Raw genomic sequence first — 19436 nt, forward strand, 5'->3', positions numbered from 1 at the left:
CGACGAGTCTTCGCCCCTGATCGGCACCCAAACGCGTGGAAGACGGGATTCACATGGTCGGCGTGGAAGAAAAGCTCCGGGACTACCTCAGGCGCGTCACCGGGGAACTGTCGGAGACCAGGCAGCGCCTCAAGGAGGTCGAGGCCGGGTCACGGGAGCCCATAGCCATCGTCAGCGTGGCCTGCCGGTTCCCCGGAGGCATCGAATCCCCCCAGGACTACTGGCGGTTGCTCGTCGAGGGCCGGGACGCCGTGGCCGGATTCCCGGACGACCGGGGCTGGGACCTCGACAACCTCTTCGATCCCGACCCGGACGCGCCCGGCAAGAGCTATGCGAGGGAGGGCGCGTTCGTCTACGGCGCCTCCGAGTTCGACGCCGAACTGTTCGGCATCTCACCGCGCGAGGCACTCTCCATGGACCCGCAGCAGCGGCTGCTGCTGGAGGCGGCCTGGGAGGCGTTCGAGCGGGCCGGGCTGGACCCCGGCGCGCTCAAGGGCCGTGACATCGGCGTGTTCGCGGGCGCCGCCTGGTCCGACTATGTCTCCGGCAGCCGCAAGGTCCCCGACAGCGCCGAGGGATACGCCATCACGGGCGGATCCTCCAGCGTCCTCTCCGGCCGGGTCGCCTACACCTTCGGCCTCGAAGGTCCCGCGGTGACGGTGGACACGGCGTGCTCGTCGTCCCTGGTGGCGATGCACCTCGCGAGCCAGGCTCTGCGCAGCGGAGAGTGCTCCATGGCACTCGCGGGCGGAGTGTCCGTGCTGGTCAGTCCCTACCCCTTCGTCGGGTTCAGCCGCCAACGCGGCCTCGCGCCGGACGGCCGCTGCAAGCCGTTCGCGGACGCGGCCGACGGGACCGGCTGGGGCGAGGGTGTCGGGATGCTCCTGCTGGAACGGCTGTCGGACGCCCGTCGCAACGGGCACGAGGTGCTGGCGGTGATCCGTGGCAGCGCCGTGAACCAGGACGGCGCGAGCAGCGGCCTGACGGCCCCCAACGGCCCGTCGCAACAGCGCGTCATCCGGGCCGCGCTGGCCAACGCCGGGCTCTCGGCGAACGACGTTGACGCCGTGGAGGCCCATGGCACGGGTACGTCTCTCGGCGACCCGATCGAGGCGCAGGCGCTGCTGGCCACGTATGGCCAAGGGCGCCCGGAGGGGCGTCCGCTGTGGCTCGGCTCGGTGAAGTCGAACATCGCGCACACGCAGGCCACCGCCGGCGCCGCGGGTGTGATCAAGATGGTCCTCGCGATGCGGCACGGGATACTGCCCAAGAGCCTGCACGTGGACGCGCCGTCGACGAACGTCGACTGGTCGGCCGGCGCGGTGGAGTTGCTGACCGTCGCACGGGAGTGGCCGGAGGTCGACCGGCCTTGGCGGGCCGGGGTCTCGTCCTTCGGAGTAAGCGGCACCAACGCGCACGTGATCGTGGAACAGGCCCCGGAGTCCCCTGTCGATTCCGCTGCCGAGTCCGGTGTCCGTGTCCCGGTTCCGGTGGTGCCGTGGGTGGTGTCGGCGCGAAGCGCGGAGGGGCTGGCAGCCCAGGCGGATCGGTTGGCTCAACTCGTGGAAGAGCGTCCCGACCAGGACCCGGTGGACGTGGGGTTCTCGCTGGTCGGGTCGCGGTCGTTGCTGGACCACCGGGCGGTGGTGCTCGGCAAGGGCCGGGACGATTTGGTGGCCGGTCTCGGATCGCTTGTCTCGGGTGGGTCCGCGACGGGTGTGGTGTCCGGGGTGACTCGGGGGCGGGCGCGGGTGGCGTTCGGGTTCTCGGGGCAGGGGGCGCAGCGGGCCGGCATGGGCGCTGAACTTGCTGCCGGTTACCCGGTGTTCGCGGAGGCCCTGGATGAGGTGAGCGGCGCGTTGGGTCTGGATCCGGGTGTGTTCGCGGATGCGGATGGGTTGGGGCGGACGGAGGTGACGCAGGCTGCCCTGTTCGCTTTTGAGGTGGCGGTGGTGCGGCTGTTGGAGAGCTTCGGGGTGCGGCCTGATGTGTTGATCGGGCATTCGATCGGGGAGATCGCTGCGGCTCATGTGGCGGGGGTGTTCTCGCTTCAGGACGCGGCACAGCTCGTGGCGGCGCGAGGCCGGTTGATGCAGGCGTTGCCGGCTGGTGGGGTCATGGTCGCCGTACAGGCGGGTGAGGCGGAAGTCGCGGCCGGGATCGCGGACTTGGCCGATCGTGTGGCGATTGCCGCGGTCAATGGTCCGTCGTCGGTGGTGGTCTCCGGTGAGGCGGAGGCTGTGGAGGAAGTGGTTTCGCGGCTGGGGGAGGTGAAGTCCCGGCGCCTGCGGGTCAGTCATGCGTTCCATTCGCCGTTGATGGAGCCGATGCTGGAGGACTTCCGGCGGGTTGCCGGGAAGATCACCTTCCACGAGCCGCGGCTGCCGGTGGTCTCGAACGTGTCAGGCCGACTTGCCGAGCCGGGTGAGCTGACTGCGTCTGAGTACTGGGTGCGGCATGTGCGCGAGGCGGTCCGTTTCGGTGACGGCGTCACCGCGCTGGCCGCTGACGGTGTCGGCGTGCTGGTGGAGGTCGGCCCGGACGGTGTCCTGACCGCGCTGGCCCAGGAGTTCCTCGACGGCGGCGACGGCCTGCGGGCGGTCCCGCTGCTGCGCAAGGACCGCCCCGAACCGGAGACACTGCTGGCCGGCGTGGCGCAGGCGTTCGTGCACGGTGTCCACGTCGACTGGCCCGCCCTGCTCCCCGGCGGGCGCCGCGTGGAACTGCCCACCTACGCCTTCCAGCGCCGACGCTACTGGCTGGAGGACGCGGAACCCGCCGGCGGCGATCCGGCGGCGCTGGGACTGACCGCTGCGGATCATCCCCTTCTCGGAGCGGCCGTCCCGCTCGCCGAGGACCAGGGAATCGTCATCACGTCCAGGCTGTCCCTGCGTACCCACCCCTGGCTGGCGGATCACGAGATCGGCGGCACGGTTCTGCTGCCGGGCGCGGGTCTGGTCGAGATCGCCCTGCGGGCCGGGGACGAGGTGGGCTGCGGACGCGTCGAGGAACTCACCCTGGAGATCCCGCTGGTGGTCCCCCAGGAGGGCGGTGTCACCGTGCAGGTCGGCGTGGGTGCCCCGGACGAGTCCGGGTGGCGCCCGATGACCGTGCACTCCCAGACCGGTCCCGAGGAGGAGTGGACCCGCCATGTCAGCGGTGTCCTGAGCCCTGACGTGCCGACGGAACGGTACGACCTCGGTGCGTGGCCCCCCGCCGACGCGGCGCCGGTGGAACTCGACGGGTTCTACGAGGCCTACGCACGGCTCGGCTATGCCTACGGCCCCTCCTTCCAGGGGCTGCGGGCGGCCTGGCGGCGTGGCGACGAGGTCTTCGCGGAGGTGAGCCTGCCTGCGGAGGAACAGGAGACGGCCGGCCGCTTCACACTGCATCCGGCGCTGCTCGACGCGGCCCTGCAGTCCGCCGGCGCCGGTGCCTTCTTCGACAGTGGCGGTTCCATGAGGCTGCCGTTCGCCTGGAGCGGCGTCTCGGTCTTCGCCTCCGGTGCCTCGACGGTGCGAGTGAGGCTGTCGCCCGCAGGACCGGACGCGGTGACGGTCGCGCTCGCCGACCCCACGGGCGCACCGGTCGCGCTGGTGGAGCGGCTGCTCATCCCGGAGATGTCCCCGGAACAACTGGAGCGAGTCCGGGGTGAGGAGAAGGAAGCGCCCTACGTCCTCGACTGGGTTCCCGTGGAGGTCCCGGCCGACGACCTGGTCCAGCCGGCGCGGTGGACGCTGCTCAGCGGCGAGGATGCAGGCGTCGGCGTCGATGTCACGGACGCTCTCGAATCTCTGGAATTCACCGATGGCGCAACGGAGTTCGTGGTCCTGCCCTGCGTCGCCCCGTCCACGCCGGAGCTTGCGGCCGCCGTACGGCAGTCCACGCTCCAGGCGCTGACGGTTCTCCAGAAGTGGGTGAACGAGAAGCGGTTCGCCGACTCACGGCTCGTGATGGTCACGCGTCGCGCGGTGGGCGTCGGCGCGCACGACGACGTACCCGACCTGACCCAAGCGGCGCTGTGGGGTCTGGTGCGGTCGGCGCAGACGGAGAATCCGGGTCGCTTCGTGCTGGTGGACGTCGACGAGGGTGTGGAGTTGGCGGAGGTGCTCCCGGGGGCGCTGGGCTCGGGTGAGTCCCAGGTGGCGGTGCGTGCGGGTCGGGTGCTGGCGGCGCGCCTGGCGCGGTCGGGTTCGAGCGGCGCGGAGTTGGTGCCTCCGGCGGGGGTGCCGTGGCGGCTGGACGTGACGAGCCCGGGGACGTTGGAGAACCTGGCGTTGGTGCCGTCGGCGGAGGAGCCGTTGGGGCCGTTGGACGTGCGGGTGTCCGTGCGCGCGGCGGGACTGAACTTCCGTGACGTCCTCATCGCCCTCGGCATGTACCCCGGCAACGCGCGGATGGGCGGCGAGGGTGCCGGAGTCGTGACCGACGTCGGCTCCGAAGTGACCACCCTGGCGCCGGGCGACCGCGTGATGGGCATGCTGTCGTCCGCCTTCGGCCCCACGGCGGTCTCCGACCATCGCGCCCTGGTACGCGTACCGGACGACTGGACGTTCGAGCAGGCGGCATCCGTGCCCACTGTTTTCGCCACCGCCTACTACGGGTTGGTGGACCTGGCCAAGGTGCGGCCGGGGGAGTCGGTGCTGGTGCACGCGGCGGCGGGCGGTGTGGGGATGGCCGCGGTGCAGCTCGCCCGGCATCTGGGCGCGGAGGTGTTCGGGACGGCGAGTGCCGGCAAGTGGGACACGCTGCGGGCGGGCGGGCTGGACGCGGAGCACATCGCGTCGTCGCGGACGGTGGAGTTCGAGGAGACGTTCCTGGCCGCGACGGCCGGCCGGGGTGTGGACGTCGTGCTGGACAGCCTGGCCGGTGAGTTCGTCGACGCGTCGCTTCGGCTGCTGCCGCGTGGCGGGCGGTTCATCGAGATGGGCAAGGCCGACATCCGGGACGCGGAGCAGGTGGCAGCCGACCACCCCGGGGTCGCCTACCGCTCGTTCGACCTCCTCGAAGCCGGCCTCGACCGGTTCCAGGAGATCCTCACCGAGGTGGTGCGGCTGTTCGAGCGGGGGGTGTTGCGGCACCTTCCGGTGACGGCGTGGGACGTGCGGCGGGCCGCGGAGGCGTTCCGGTTCGTGAGTCAGGCTCGGCATGTCGGCAAGAACGTGCTGGTGATGCCGCCCGCCTGGGACAGGGACGGCACGGTTCTGATCACGGGCGGTACGGGGGCGCTGGGTGCGCTGGTGGCCCGGCACCTGGTGGCGGAGCACGGCATGCGGCATCTGCTGTTGGCGGGCCGTCGGGGCGTGGAGGCGCCCGGAGCACGGGAGCTGCTGGCCGAACTGGAAGCGGCCGGTGCGCAGGTGTCGGTCGTCGCGTGCGATGTGGCGGACCGGGACGCGGTGGCCGAGCTGATCGCGAAGGTACCGGTGGAGCATCCGCTCACCGCCGTCGTCCACACCGCCGGCGTGGTCGCCGACGCCACCCTCACGGCCCTGGACGCGGAGCGTGTCGACACGGTCATGCGGGCCAAGGTCGACGCGGTGCTGCACCTGCACGAGGCGACCCGTGGTCTCGACCTGGCCGGGTTCGTCCTGTTCTCCTCGGCCTCCGGGATCTTCGGCAGCCCGGGCCAGGGCAACTACGCGGCGGCGAACTCGTTCATCGATGCGTTCGCCCATCGCCGCAGGGCCCAGGGACTTCCGGGCCTGTCCCTCGCCTGGGGACTGTGGGCACGGACCGGCGGCATGGCCGGGCAACTCGGACACGACGACGCGGCCCGTATCTCCCGCACCGGACTGGCCCCGATCACCGACGACCAGGGCATGGCGCTGCTCGACGCCGCTCTCGGCGCCGGCCGGCCCCTGCTCGTCCCCGTTCGACTGGACAAGGCCGCGCTGCGCTCCCAGGCCACGGCCGGCACCCTGCCGCCGATCCTGGGCGGGCTGGTGCGCGCCACGGTCCGGCGCGCCGCGAGCACCGCCGCCGCACAGGGGCCCTCGCTCGCCGAACGGCTCGATGGCCTGCCCGTGACGGAGCACGAACGCATCGTCGTCGAGCTGGTCCGCGCGGACCTCGCCGCCGTCCTGGGGCACTCCTCGGCCGCGGGGATCGACCCCGGCCGGGCCTTCCAGGACATGGGCATCGACTCGCTGACCGCGGTGGAACTGCGCAACCGGCTCAACGGAGCCACCGGACTGCGGCTGGCCGCGTCACTGGTCTTCGACTACCCCACCCCCAACGCCCTCGCCGCCCACATCCTCGACGAACTGGCCCTCGACACCGGAGGGACCGGGGCGGCGGACGGACCCGACGGCCCGGCACCCGCCCCGGCCGACGAGGCCCGGTTCCGGCGGCTCATCGACTCGATTCCCCTGGACCGCATACGGCGGGCCGGACTCCTGGACGCGCTGCTCGGCCTGGCCGGGACACCCGCGGACACCGCGGCATCCGACGACTCCGACCAGGAGGAGGACGGCCCCGCCATCGCCTCGATGGACGTGGACGACCTGGTGCGGATCGCACTCGGAGAGAGCGACACGACGGCAGACATCACCGAAGGGACGGACCGTTCATGAGCAGCGCATCCTCCGAGAAGATCGTCGAGGCACTGCGGGCGTCGCTCACCGAGAACGAGCGCCTGCGCAGGCTCAACCAGGAACTGGCCGCCGCCGCACAGGAGCCGGTGGCGATCGTGAGCATGGCCTGCCGGTTCCCCGGCGGTGTCGAGTCCCCCGAGGACTTCTGGGACCTGATCAGCGAGGGCCGTGACGCGGTCTCCGGTCTGCCCGACAACCGCGGCTGGGACCTGGACGCGCTCTACGACCCCGACCCCGAGGCACAGGGCAAGACGTACGTCCGTGAAGGCGCCTTCCTCTACGACGCGGCCGAGTTCGACGCGGAGCTGTTCGGGATCTCGCCGCGTGAGGCGCTGGCGATGGACCCGCAGCAACGCCTGCTGATGGAGACCTCCTGGGAGGTGCTGGAACGGGCCGGAATCAGGCCCGACTCGCTGCGCGGCAAACCCGTCGGCGTCTTCACCGGCGGCATCACCTCGGACTACGTGACCCGGCACTACGCGTCGGGCACCGCGCCCCAGCTCCCGTCGGGAGTCGAGAGCCACTTCATGACCGGCAGCGCGGGCAGCGTCTTCTCGGGGCGCATCGCCTACACCTACGGCTTCGAGGGACCCGCGGTCACCGTGGACACCGCCTGCTCCTCGTCGCTGGTCGCGCTGCACATGGCGGCCCAGTCATTGCGTCAGGGCGAGTGCTCGCTGGCGTTCGCCGGCGGAGTCGCCGTTCTGCCCAACCCCGGCACCTTCGTCGGCTTCAGCCGCCAGCGCGCACTGTCCCCTGACGGCCGGTGCAAGGCGTTCTCCGCGGCCGCGGACGGCACCGGCTGGGGCGAGGGCGCGGGCCTCGTACTGCTGGAGAAGCTGTCCGACGCGCGCCGCAACGGCCACCCGGTCCTGGCGATCCTGCGCGGCAGTGCCGTGAACCAGGACGGTGCCAGCAACGGTCTGACGGCGCCGAACGGTCCGTCCCAGCAGCGCGTGATCCGGGCCGCGTTGGCGAACGCGCGCCTGTCGCCCGACGACGTCGACGTCGTGGAGGCGCACGGGACGGGCACCCCGCTCGGCGATCCGATCGAGGCCCAGGCGCTGCAAGCCACGTACGGCAGGAGCCGCTCGGCCGAGCGGCCGCTGTGGCTGGGTTCGGTGAAGTCGAACGTCGCCCACGCCCAGGCCGCGGCCGGAGTGGCCAGCGTGATCAAGGTGGTCATGGCCCTGCGCCATCGCCTGTTGCCCAAGACGCTCCACGCCGAGGAGCGGTCGCCGCACATCGACTGGCACTCCGGCGCTGTCGAGTTGCTGACGGAGGCGCGCGAGTGGTCGCGCACCGAGGATCGCCCGCGGCGGGCGGGTGTGTCGTCGTTCGGGATCAGCGGCACCAACGCGCACGTGATCATCGAGGAGGCTCCCGAGTCCACCGACGAGCCGGCTGCTGAGCGGGCTCCGGTTGAGGTGGTGCCGTGGGTGACGTCGGCGCGCAGTGGCGCCGGGCTGGTGGACCAGGCGGATCGGCTTGCTCGTTTCGTCGGCGCGCGGCCGGAGTTGGAGCCGGTGGACGTGGGGTGGTCGTTGGTGGGGTCGCGGTCGGTGCTGGAGCATCGGGCCGTCGTGCTCGGCCGGGGCCGGGAGGATCTGGTGGCCGGTCTCGTCTCGCTTGCTTCCGGTGTGTCCGCGCCGGGTGTGGTGTGTGGGGTGGGTCGGGGTGGTGTGCGGCCGGTGTTGGTGTTTCCGGGGCAGGGGTCGCAGTGGGTGGGTATGGCGGTGGGGTTGTTGGAGTCTTCGCCGGTGTTTGCGGAGCGGTTGGGGGAGTGTGAGGCGGCGTTGGCGCCGTTTGTGGAGTGGTCGTTGCGGGATGTGTTGGGGGGTGGTGTGGGGTCTGTGGGGTTGTTGGAGCGGGTTGATGTGGTGCAGCCGGTGTTGTTTGCGGTGATGGTGTCGTTGGCGGAGTTGTGGCGGTCGGTGGGGGTGGAGCCGGCTGCGGTGGTGGGGCATTCGCAGGGTGAGATTGCTGCTGCGTGTGTGGCGGGTGGTCTGTCGTTGGGGGATGCGGCGCGGGTGGTGGCGTTGCGGAGTCGGGCGTTGCGGCGGTTGTCGGGGCTGGGTGGGATGGTGTCGGTGGCGGCGGGTCGGGAGCGGGTCGAGGGTCTGCTTGCCGGGTGGGTGGGTCGTGTGGGTGTTGCGGCGGTGAACGGTCCCCATTCGACGGTGGTGTCGGGTGATGCGGATGCGTTGGAGGAGTTGCTGGTGGTGTGTGAGGGGCAGGGGGTGCGGGCGCGTCGGGTTTCGGTGGATTATGCGTCGCATTCGGCTCATGTGGATCTGATTCGGGAGGAGTTGGCGGAGTTGTTGGCGCCGATTGTTCCGGTGTCTTCGCGGGTGCCGTTCTTTTCGACGGTGACGGGTGACTGGGTCGACACGGCGCGGCTGGATGCGGAGTACTGGTTCACGAATCTTCGTCGGCCGGTGCGGTTCGAGGAGGCGACTCGTGCCTTGTTGGAGCAGGGTTTCGGGGTGTTCATCGAGTCGAGTGCGCATCCGGTGCTGGCGACGGGGATCACGGAGACGGTGGATGCGGGGGATGTGCCTGGTGTGGTGGTGGGTTCGTTGCGTCGGGACGAGGGGGGTATGGACCGTTTCCTGACCTCGGTGGCGGAGGCGTTCGTCCATGGTGTGGAGGTGGACTGGGCGAGTGTGCTGCCGGGGGGTCGTCGGGTGGACCTGCCGACCTATGCCTTCCAACGCAAGCACTACTGGCTCGAGAGCACGGCTCCGGAACAGAACGACACGAGCGGTCTGCCGGCCGATGCCGCCGACACCCGCTTCTGGGAGGCGGTCGAGAGCGAGAACCTCGACGAACTCGCCCGCACCCTCGACTCCGCCGACGCCCGGTCCGCCCTGGAGACCCTGGTACCGGCCCTGGCCTCCTGGCGCAGGCAGCGCAGGGAACACTCGGTCGTCGACTCCTGGCGCTACCGCATCGGCTGGCGCCCCGCACAGATCTCCCCCCGCTCCGACACCACACTGACCGGGACGTGGCTGGTGGTCGCTCCCGCCGCGCACCGGGAGCATCCGTGGGTGACGGCGGCGGCCGAGGCGCTGCGTGGCGGCGGCGCCGAGGTCCGGACGGTCGTCCTGGACGCGGCGGAGCTCCAACGCGAGCTGTTCACGCAGGAGTTGGGCACTGCCGACTCGCAGATCGACGGAGTGCTGTCGCTGCTGGCCCTGGACGAGGCGCCGCTGCCGCAGCATCCCGATGTTCCGGCCGGGCTCGGCGCAACACTCACGCTGCTCCAGGCGCTGGGTGACGCGGGCGTCGAGGCACCCCTGTGGTGCGCCACCCAGGGCGCCGTCTCCGTCAGCAGCGTCGATCGCCTGACCCGGCCGGTGCAGGCACAGGTATGGGGTCTGGGCCGGGTCGCGGGACTTGAGCACCCGGACCGCTGGGGCGGCCTCGTCGACCTGCCGGAAACCGTCGACGCGCGGTCTGCGGGCCGGCTGCGCGCCCTGCTGGCCGAGCCGGGTGACGAGGACCAGCTCGCGCTGCGCCCCTCGGGTGCCTTCGTACGCCGCCTGACCCGTGCGCCGTTGGAGGACACCCCGCCGGTACGCGAGTGGCGGCCCGACGGCACGACGCTGATCACCGGTGGGACCGGCGGTCTGGGCGGCCATGTGGCCCGTTGGCTCGCCGCGCAGGGCGCCGAACACCTCGTACTGACCAGCAGGCGTGGTCCGGACGCGGACGGTGCCGCCGAACTCCGGGAAGAACTGGAGGAGATGGGCTCCCGGGCGAGCATCGTCGCCTGCGACGCGTCGGACCGGGACGCCCTGGCCGCGCTGCTGCGGCGGCTGCGGGACGAGGGCACGCCGGTGCGGGCGGTCGTGCACACCGCCGGCGTCGCGGGCCGGTTCACCACGCTGGCCGACGCGGACCTGGCCGACCTGGCCGAGACCCTGGGCGCGAAGGCCGGTGGGGCCACGGCACTGGACGAACTGCTGGCAGGAGAAGGCGAGCCGGACGCCTTCGTTCTCTTCTCGTCGAACGCCGGCGTGTGGGGCGGCGCCGGACAGGGCCCCTACGCCGCCGCGAACGCCTACCTCGACGCCCTGGCCGAGCGGCGCCGCGCCCGCGGCGCCGCCGCCACCTCCGTCGCCTGGGGCATGTGGAGCGGACAGGGCCTGGTGGCCGGCCAGCCCGGTGTGGAGGAGGCGCTGCGACGCCTGGGCCTGAAGGCCATGGACCCGGACCTGGCGATCACGGCACTGCACCAGGCCCTCGACCGCGACGAGACCACCCTCTCCGTCACCGACATGGACTGGGACCGCTTCGTCTCGGTGTTCACGGCGGCGCGTCCCCGCCCCCTCCTCGACGAACTGCCCGAAGCCGTAAGGATCCTGCGCGCCGCCGAAGCGGGGCACGAGGGGGAATCCGAGTCCCGTTCCGCCCTTGCCGAACAGCTGGCCGGTATGGCTCCCGCCGATCAGCACCGCCTCCTCGTGGAGATGGTGCGCGCCCAGGCCGCGACCGTGCTGGGCCACGACTCCGGCGACGCGGTCGACCAGGACCGGCAGTTCCAGGACCTCGGGTTCAACTCGGTGAGCGCGGTGGAACTGCGCAACCGGCTCAACGAGGCGACCGGGCTGCGCCTGCCGGCCTCGCTGGTCTTCGACCACCCGACGCCCGCCGCGCTGGCCCGCCGGATACGCGCCGAGGTGCTGGGCGAAGCGGAGGAGCCGGCCGCCGCCGGCCTCGCCGGTCGGGCCGTCGGTGACGCCCTCGACGACGACGCCGTGGCCATCGTCGGCATGAGCTGCCGACTGCCCGGCGGTGTGGAGAGCCCCGACGACCTGTGGCGCGTCGTCGTCGAAGGCCGCGACGTGATCTCCGACCTGCCGACCGACCGGGCCTGGGAGGCGGTCGAGCGGCTGCGGGAACTCGGGATGGAGATGCCAGGCGGGCGCTGGCTGCGCACGGGCGGATTCATCGACACCGCCGCCGAGTTCGACCCGGACTTCTTCGGCATCTCCACCGCCGAGGCACTGGCGATGGATCCGCAGCAGCGGCTGCTGCTGGAGATGTCGTGGGAGGCGATCGAACGGGCCGGCATCGACCCGCACACCCTGCGAGGCGGCTCCACCGGCGTGTACGTCGGCACGTTTTTCCAGCCGTACTGGGCGGGCTCCAACCGCATCGCGGAGGACGTCAAACCCTTCCTGGGCACCGGCGTCACCCCGACGTTCGCCTCGGGTCGCATCGCCTACCTCCTCGGCCTCGAAGGCCCCACGTTCACCGTGGACACCGGCTGCTCGTCCTCGGCCGTCGCTCTGCACCAGGCGTGCCAGGCGGTGCGTCGTGGGGAGTGCTCGACGGCGCTGGTCGGTGGTGTCACCGTGCTGTCCAGCCCGATGGGTGTGCCCGACCTCGGCGGCATGGCCGAGGACGGCCGCTGCAAGGCGTTCTCCGCCGAGGCCGACGGCACCGGCTGGGGTGAGGGAGCCGCGCTGGTCATGATCGAACGGCTCTCCGAGGCGCGCCGCCTGGGCCATCCGGTCCTCGCGGTCGTCCGCGGCTCCGCGGTCAACCACAACGGCGAGAGCAACGGCATGTCGGCCCCCAACGGCCCGTCCCAGCAGCGGCTGATCCGCCAGGCCCTGGCCGACGCTCGGCTGTCGCCCGACGAGGTCGACGCGGTGGAGGCGCACGGCACCGGCACGCCGCTCGGCGACCCGATCGAGGCCCAGGCGCTGCTGGCCACCTACGGCCGGGACCGGGCGGAGGACCGGCCGCTGTGGCTCGGCACGGTCAAGACCAACATCGGCCACCCGCAGGCGGCGTCCGGCCTGGTCGGCGTCATCAAGATGGTGCTGGCCATGCGCCACGGACTGCTTCCCCGGTCCCTGTACGCCGACTCGCCGACACCGCAGGTCGACTGGGCGTCCGGCGCGGTCTCGCTGCTGGCCGAGAACACGCCGTGGCCGGAGAGCGGACGGCCTCGCAGGGCCGGTGTCTCCTCCTTCGGTGCCAGCGGCACCAAGGCCCACATCATCCTCGAACAGGACGCCTGGCTGCCCGACGCCGACACACCGCAACCCGCGGTCGGCACCGACGGCCAGATCGCCGCCGTACCCCTGCTGGTGTCCGCCCGCACCCCGGACGGGGTCCGCCAACAGGCCCGCAGGCTGCGCGAGTTCGCGGAGACCCACACCGAGACGGAGCTGACGGACCTCGCCTGGTCCCTGGCGACCTCGCGCTCGGCGTTCGAGCACCGGGCCGCGCTGTTCGCGGTCGACCGGGAGGAACTGCTGGCAGGGCTCGCGGACCTGGAGCGGGGAGACCTCCTCGACCGGACCGTCCAGGGCGAGGCCGTGTCCACGGCGCGCACCGCGTTCGTCTTCGCCGGCCAAGCACTGCCCGACACTCCGACTCCCGCCGCACGGCAGCTGTACGAAGCGCTGCCGGACTTCGCCGACGCACTGGACGAGGCGTGCGTCTACCTCGACGCATGCGCCCAACTGGCCGGTCCGGTACAGGAGTTCGCCCTCGGTGTTCGCCCGGCTGCCGACGCGGTGACCGCCGCCTGTGTCGCGTTCGCCCACGAGACGGCGCTGTCCCGGTCGCTGCCGCGGCTGGGCGTGACACCGGAGGTCGCGGCGGGGCTCCGCCTGGGGGAGATCAGCGCGGCGCACGCCGCCGGGGTTCTGGGGATCGAGGACGCCGCAGCGCTCCTCGTGGCCGTGGCGCGGCTGCGCGACGGCACGGCGGATCGGGAGGCCGCGCTCGACGGGTTCGGTCGGACGGCGAAGAACATCGCGTCGCACCCGGCCCGGCTCCGGCTGGTGTCCGCTCTGACCGACGAGCCGCTCGACGCCGAACGGCTGCTGGATCCCGGGCACTGGCTGGACGAGGAGACCCCGGTGGACATGCCATCGGCGGACGGCGGTCCGGCGCCGCGCGTCCAGGGTGTGTTCGTCGGCCTCCCGGACGGCGTACCCGCCGGATCGGCCGGGGCCGTGACGGGCCTGATGCGTGTGCTGGCCCGGGCGCACGTCGACGGCGTCACCGTCGACTGGCGGGAGGCGCTGACCGCGGTGGGCGTCCAGGGCCGGTCGGTGGAGCTGCCCACCTACCCCTTCCGGCGCGACCGCTACTGGCTGGAGGCGAACCCGGTGGCGGTCCTGGGGGACGCTCTCGCGGGCAAGAACGTCTCCAACTGGAGCGCGGTGGAAGGAGTGGAGCTCCTCGACGAGACCACGCGCAAGGAGGTCGTGGAGGAGTACTTCCGCCGGCTCAACGCGGGCGACCTCGACAAGGTCCTGGAGCTGCTGGCGCCCGACGTCCGCATGGAGGACCCGGTCGGCGGACCGCCCAAGCTCGGGCGCGAGGCCGTCGGGGAGTACATCGCACAGGTCATCGAGGCCAGGGCCGAGATCACCGTCGGTCCGATCGTGGCAGCACAGGACGGCGTGCGGGTCGCGCTGCCGCTGGTCGGACGGCTCGCCCAGCTCGGCAGGTCCGACGGCCCGCGCATGGAGATCAACTGCGTGGACGTCATCCGGGTCAACGGCGACGGACTGATCCAGGAAGTGCTGGTCTTCTGGGGCATGACGGACATCGCCCGCTGACGGAAGCCGCTCCGTACGACGACGACCCGGCACCGCGCTTCAGGCGGTGCCGGGTCGCGTTCTTGTCGTGGGGACCGGAGGTTCAGCCGTGGTGGGCTGCCGGTCCGATGACCGGCTCACGCCGACCGGGCGTCCGGCAGCTCACCGCGGGGGCGCGGCCGCAGTGTCCCAGCGCACCAGGACGGTGCCCACGGACATCCCGCCGCCGAAGCCGGCCAGCAGGAGCGTGTCCCCGTCGCCGAAGTGCTGCTGACGCCGGGCCACATCGAGCGCGAGCGGCACGGAGGCCGCACCGGTGTTGGCATGTCCGGCGACGGTCAGATGGGTGCGGGCGCGCGGCAGCCCGAGTCCGGGCAGCACGTCCAGCAGCATCGCGCCGTTGGCCTGGTGCGGGACGAGATGGTGCACGTCGTGCGGATCGGTGCCGCAGACCGCGAGCAACCGCCGTATGGAGGCAGGCAGTTCCGCCGTGACGAACTCACGGACGGCTCGGCCCTGCATCTGGAAGTAGTGCTCGCCCGAAGCGAGGGTCTTCTCCGAGGCCGGCTTGCGACTGCCGCCCGCGGGGACCTCGATCATGTCGTGGTGACGACCGAAGCTGGTCAGATCAGAGCCGACGATTCCGTATCCGGAGCGCACCGGGCCGAGCACCACCGCCCCCGCGCCGTCACCGAACAGCACCGCCGTGCGCCGGTCGCTCGGGTCGATGATGCGCGAGTACACGTCGGCTCCCACGACCAGCCCGTACCGTCCCTCGTCCGCCGTGTCGGCGGCGACCAGGCGAGCCGCGGTGACGAGCGCGAACACGAAGCCGCTGCACACGGCGTTGAGATCGAACGCGGCGGCTCCGATGGCGCCGAGGCGGTGCTGCACGAGGCTCGCGGTCGCCGGCTGGGGATGGTCCGGCGTCGAGGTCGCCACCACGATCCAGCCGAGCTGACGCGCCTCGACACCGGCGTCGACGAGCGCTGCCTCGGCCGCGGCCACAGCGAGGTCCGACGTCGCTTCGCCCTCGGCGGCGTACCTGCGTTCGTGAATACCGGTCTTGCGTACGATCCACTCCGCCGTCACTCCGGCACGCTCGGCAACGACCTCGTTGGACACGGTGCCGGAGGGCAGGAAGGACCCCGTCCCGCGAATTCCCGTGGCGAACGGTCCCCGTTGAGCTGTCACGGTCTGCTCCTGGTCGGTGGTCCGTGGCGGCCGGCACCGAAAGGCGCAGGTCCTAGGGTCCCCTCGACCCTAGGAACGCGGAGCGACGTACGGTAACCCCTGACTCGCCCGGCGTGCCCCCTAACCTTGGGGCGCCCGCTCGGCAGGAGGCCCTGGGGTCGGCGTGGGCGCGAGTGGCAGCAGACGCGCGGAAGCCGACGGTGGTGGCGGCAAAAGACAAAATCGGGTGCGTAGTCATCGTGAACGGGTGGCGAGAACTGGGTGCAGGGCAGTAGTCGCCGGAGCCGCTCTCCGATAGCGTACCGACCAGACGGTACGTCTTGGTGTGCTCCATGCGCCGTCGCGTGCTCGATCAACACAACGTTTCATCCGCCACTGGATGGAGAGCCGCTCATGACGCAGAACGTGAACCGCGACAGCCTGGCCCTTGCGCGCAAGACCTGGAGAACTCTCGAGCCTTACCACGGGGCTGTCTACTTCTCGCCCGAAGCCGCAGATCAGTACGCCGCGTTGGGCGTGGACGCCACGACGGGGTATTTCGCGTCCCGCTCCGCCGCGCTCGGCGCTGCTCCGGCAGATCTGGTCATCGCCACGTTCTACAACTTCAATCCTCAACTGGTGCGCCGCGTCATACCCGCGGCATGGGAAGCCGCGACGCCGCAGCGGTTCGCCGCCGCCCGGCTCACCGGGATCGATACCACCCTCCGCCGCATCCTCGGCGCGGACATCTCCTCACCGGCGCTGGCCCGCGCGGCGGAGTTGGCCCGCAGCGCGGCTGAAGTGACCGTGTGCCATCCTCAGGGCCGCCCCCTCTTCGCCGCGCACGCGGCACTGCCGTGGCCGAGCGCACCCCACCTCGTGCTCTGGCACGCGCAGACGCTGCTGCGGGAGTTCCGCGGCGACGGTCACGTGGCGGCACTGCTGACTGCCGGACTGAGCGGGATCGAGGCTCTCGTCACGCACGCCGCCACGGGGGAGATCGACGCAGGGGTGCTGCGCGACTCACGGGCATGGACGCCGGAGCAATGGGAGCAAGCGGTGCGGAACCTGCGCGAACGTGGATGGCTCGACGACGGACCCCGCCTGGCTCTGACCGAGGACGGTGCGCGGCGCAGGGCGGAGATCGAGCACGCCACCGACAGGCTGGCCGCCCTCCCCTACATCACGCTCGGTCCTGCCGCGGCCGCCGAACTTCGTTCGCTGATGAGGCCGTTCAGCCTCGCGGTCGCCAAGGAGCTCCTGCCGTGGGCCGTCGACCGCCTCAGCGAGGAGAGCGCATGACAGGAGAGAGCGAAGTCGGCACGTCGAGTGACGAATGACGCTCGGAACGGCCTTCCGGCAATCGCCTCAAGAGACATCGAGCCGGTCACCAAGCAGGACGAACTCGCGGTCCGCTACGAGGCTGCTGTCCTCGGTGCCGTCGTCAACGAGTGGTCGTGACGTACTGGTCCGACGACAACTCGAACACCCGTACTCGCCGACCGCAGGTGGGATTGACGGTCTCACGGAACAGATGCATCCCCAGTTTGGTCATGATCCGTTCGGAGGCGTCATTGCCCACTTGAGTGATGCTGACGATCCGCTCCAGCCCTCGCTCTTCGAACCCGAACCGTACAGCGGCCGCAGCGGCCTCGGTGGCCAAGCCCTGCCCCCAGTGGGAACGTCCCAGCCGCCAGCCGACCTCGACCGCCGGCAGTACCTCCGGCAAGAATTCGGGCACCGAGAGGCCGGTGAACCCGGCCAGCTTGCCGGTGGACCGGATCTCCACGGCGAACAGGCCGAAGCCCTGAGACTCCCACTCGCTCTCCCATGCCTGGATCCCGCTACGAGTCTGCTGTTCGTCACGGACGCCGCCGTCACGGATCCAACGCATGACCTCGGGGTCGGCATTGACGGCAGCCATGGGCGCAACGTCTTCCTGGCGCCAGCGACGCAGGATCAAACGGGGAGTCTCAAGCGTGACCATCCAATCATTCTGGATCACAAATGGGCTCTCCACCATCTTCACCAGGCACTTTCGACACACGCTCCAAAGCGCGTCCGGTCGTGCCGGAGCGTGACCGGACGATGTTCACTGCCGGACGTGCACCGTGATCCGGACGACGCCGGCTGCCGTTCGTGCTGGCCGTTCGAAACCGCATCGAACGCTGAGATCGTGCTGCACGGCCAGACTCTGGACATCGCACGCTCGAGGCCCCTGCTGTTGTCAGACGCTGCTGGCGCGATGCCCAGACGTCACTACGAGCAGGAGATCACATGGGCATGGTGCGGGTGATCCAGTGGAAGCCGGCCCGGACCGTTGGTCCCTACTACGGAAACGACCGAGTGAGTAGCACGAGAGGGCCACTCCAACGCGGAAGATCGTGACACGAGCCCTTAGTTGATGATTTCGGCGCGGTCATCCAGACGGATTGCGGCCAGCCGGTCTCGCCACACTCGGAGAGCTTCGGGTGTCTGTCGCGTCCAGTCGGTGACCTCGCCAACGATCCGGAGTGGTTCCCTGCTGCGAAAGGAGCGGGTGGGATTGCCAGGGAACTTCTTGTCGGTGACGTTCGGATCGTTCTCGAACTCCCCGGTCGGTTCGACGGCATACACTCGCGGGGCCCCGTCGCCGGCGGCGAGTTCGGCGGCGAGTCCCGCGCCGTCGCGCAACGCGGTGAAGTAGATGTGGTTCATCACGATCTCGGGCCGGTAGTTGGAACGGAAACCGGCGGTGAGGTGATCTCCGACCCGCAGCTCGGCCTTGGTGCCGTGGAAGAACGGACCCTCGTCCAACGCCTCGTTCATCGTTGCAGATTATCAAACCAAGCTGTCGTGACGGCGAGCAATCCACGACGCCTCGGACGCCGTTGCCGAAGGTGGTCCGAGCGGGGTGGTGACGGGACCGCGGATCGGCCGTCCGTGGGGCGTGCCGCTTGCCGGCCGGGTACTGGTGGTGGCTGTCCACTGCCGGACGAACCTCACCACGCGGCAGCTCGGGCCGGCCACGGTGTGCAGGGTCATCCAGCGTCTTGAGAGGCTCCTCACGCTCGAGCCCGCCAGTCCTGTCGATGCCGCGGACCGACTGTGGATCGTGGACGGCACGCTGGTCCCGGTCCGCGACCGCAAGGTCGGCGTTTCGAGCCCCAACTACGGTTCTCCGCGAACGTGCAGGTCATCATTGACGCCGGCACCCGCCTGGTCGTGGTGCAAATCTGCACGACAGCCAAGCTCTGATCCCCCTGGCCAAGGGAATCCCATGGCCAGGCTCGCCGGTTGCCGATGTCTCCACCGACGCTACGAGCGCAGAGCGGAACACCTTCTTGCCTTCGCGAGCATCCTGCATCCTGATCTGCTCCCGCGGGCTCGTGCCCAACCGGCGTGGCAAGACTCAGGTGTTGGCGGCGCCGTAGCCCAGGACGTCGCCTTGCGGAAGCAGGTAGCCGATGTCCCTCGTCCGTGGCAACTTCCCTGCCAGCGTGGAGGCGTCGGTGCAACCAGAAACCTCGAAGCCGATGACCCCCATGCTGAAGGAGGCGCTCTTGAAAGTCTCGGTCGCGATGGCAGCCAGCCAGTCGTCCATCACGTCGGACCTGAAGAACGGCTGACCGTCCCAGTACGCTAGACCCGCGTGCTCCAGCGCGCCCAGGGGGACGTAAAAGTCCAGCCAGTCGCCGCTTTCATCACCGCCGCGGATCGCCACGCAACCGCATACGGCCAGTTGGCCCGTCGGCAGACGGACCTGGCCGTGAAGGTGGCCGAAGTCGGTCAGAGAACCAACCGTGCACGGCACGGGATCCTGCTCCTCGGGTTCACGGCCTCTCTGCCCAAAGCACCCGTGAACGTCTGCTGCGGACCACAGAGCACTCAGGACGGCCTGAAGCTGGTCGTCATCAGTCGATCCAACCTCTATGGCCAGTTCGTAGTAGCCACCGGACCAGTTGGTCTGGTCCCGGAAGAGAGCAGGGCTCGTCATGACGTGATCATGCGGCAGAGTTCAGCCCGGTGTCACCCGCGTTTCAGTACGCAGTCGGGTCAAGTGAGATGACTTCTGCGGATTTGTGTCAGTGGAGGAGGACCGCTGGAGGTGCTT

General features: G+C 70.7%; 8 protein-coding genes and 1 pseudogene. 5 read left to right on the forward strand and 4 right to left on the reverse strand.

Annotated elements, in window-relative coordinates:
* Positions 1 to 62 precede the first annotated feature (62 nt).
* Both OG736_RS42600 and OG736_RS42605 read left to right on the forward strand, forming a co-directional pair.
* Complete coding sequence (locus OG736_RS42600) at positions 63 to 6575, forward strand: SDR family NAD(P)-dependent oxidoreductase (protein ID WP_327187263.1); 6513 nt, start codon at positions 63 to 65, stop codon at positions 6573 to 6575.
* On the forward strand, positions 6572 to 14191 hold the full coding sequence (locus OG736_RS42605; RefSeq protein ID WP_327187264.1) for a type I polyketide synthase: 7620 nt from the start codon (positions 6572 to 6574) through the stop codon (positions 14189 to 14191). The genes OG736_RS42600 and OG736_RS42605 overlap by 4 nt, the downstream gene beginning before the upstream one ends.
* 141 nt (positions 14192 to 14332) lie before the next feature.
* Here OG736_RS42605 and OG736_RS42610 read toward each other — a convergent pair whose 3' ends face one another.
* Complete coding sequence (locus OG736_RS42610; protein ID WP_327187265.1) at positions 14333 to 15364, reverse strand: 3-oxoacyl-ACP synthase III family protein; 1032 nt, start codon at positions 15362 to 15364, stop codon at positions 14333 to 14335.
* A 393-nt stretch (positions 15365 to 15757) separates the two neighbouring features.
* On the opposite strand from OG736_RS42610, the gene OG736_RS42615 reads away from it, so the two are divergent.
* Positions 15758 to 16645, forward strand: coding sequence for an SCO6745 family protein (locus OG736_RS42615; protein ID WP_327187266.1), 888 nt, complete (start codon positions 15758 to 15760; stop codon positions 16643 to 16645).
* A gap of 27 nt (positions 16646 to 16672) precedes the next feature.
* Positions 16673 to 16804: a hypothetical protein gene (locus tag OG736_RS42620; protein ID WP_327187267.1), complete on the forward strand. Its 132-nt coding sequence runs from the start codon at positions 16673 to 16675 to the stop codon at positions 16802 to 16804.
* Here the strand turns inward: OG736_RS42620 and OG736_RS42625 are convergent.
* Positions 16788 to 17330 (reverse strand): GNAT family N-acetyltransferase, encoded by a 543-nt coding sequence (locus tag OG736_RS42625; protein ID WP_327187864.1) that lies wholly within the window; start codon positions 17328 to 17330, stop codon positions 16788 to 16790. The two genes, OG736_RS42620 and OG736_RS42625, sit on opposite strands and share 17 nt — an antisense overlap.
* A 410-nt stretch (positions 17331 to 17740) precedes the next feature.
* Entirely contained in the window at positions 17741 to 18151 is a 411-nt protein-coding gene (gene arr, locus OG736_RS42630; RefSeq protein ID WP_327187268.1) for an NAD(+)--rifampin ADP-ribosyltransferase, read from the reverse strand.
* Positions 18152 to 18229: 78 nt separating this feature from the next.
* On the opposite strand from arr, the pseudogene OG736_RS42635 reads away from it, so the two are divergent.
* Positions 18230 to 18550: pseudogene (locus tag OG736_RS42635) on the forward strand (IS5/IS1182 family transposase); the annotation flags it as partial.
* A gap of 184 nt (positions 18551 to 18734) precedes the next feature.
* On the opposite strand, the gene OG736_RS42640 reads toward OG736_RS42635, so the two are convergent.
* Positions 18735 to 19319 carry a hypothetical protein gene (locus tag OG736_RS42640; RefSeq protein WP_327187269.1) on the reverse strand — a complete coding sequence of 195 codons (585 nt, stop codon included), beginning with the start codon at positions 19317 to 19319 and terminating at the stop codon, positions 18735 to 18737.
* Between the last annotated feature and the right edge of the window lie 117 nt (positions 19320 to 19436).

The organism is Streptomyces sp. NBC_01334 (genome assembly GCF_035983595.1).
Lineage (GTDB): Bacteria > Actinomycetota > Actinomycetes > Streptomycetales > Streptomycetaceae > Streptomyces > Streptomyces coriariae.

What these genes read in the sequence shown, in the direction of transcription:
- OG736_RS42605 (WP_327187264.1), top strand. Translation starts at nt 6,572, where the DNA reads ATGAGCAGCGCATCCTCCGAGAAGATCGTCGAGGCACTGCGGGCGTCG.
- OG736_RS42615 (WP_327187266.1), top strand. Translation starts at nt 15,758, where the DNA reads ATGACGCAGAACGTGAACCGCGACAGCCTGGCCCTTGCGCGCAAGACC.
- OG736_RS42625 (WP_327187864.1), bottom strand. Translation starts at nt 17,330, where the DNA reads ATGGTCACGCTTGAGACTCCCCGTTTGATCCTGCGTCGCTGGCGCCAG.
- arr (WP_327187268.1), bottom strand. Translation starts at nt 18,151, where the DNA reads ATGAACGAGGCGTTGGACGAGGGTCCGTTCTTCCACGGCACCAAGGCC.
- OG736_RS42640 (WP_327187269.1), bottom strand. Translation starts at nt 19,319, where the DNA reads ATGACGAGCCCTGCTCTCTTCCGGGACCAGACCAACTGGTCCGGTGGC.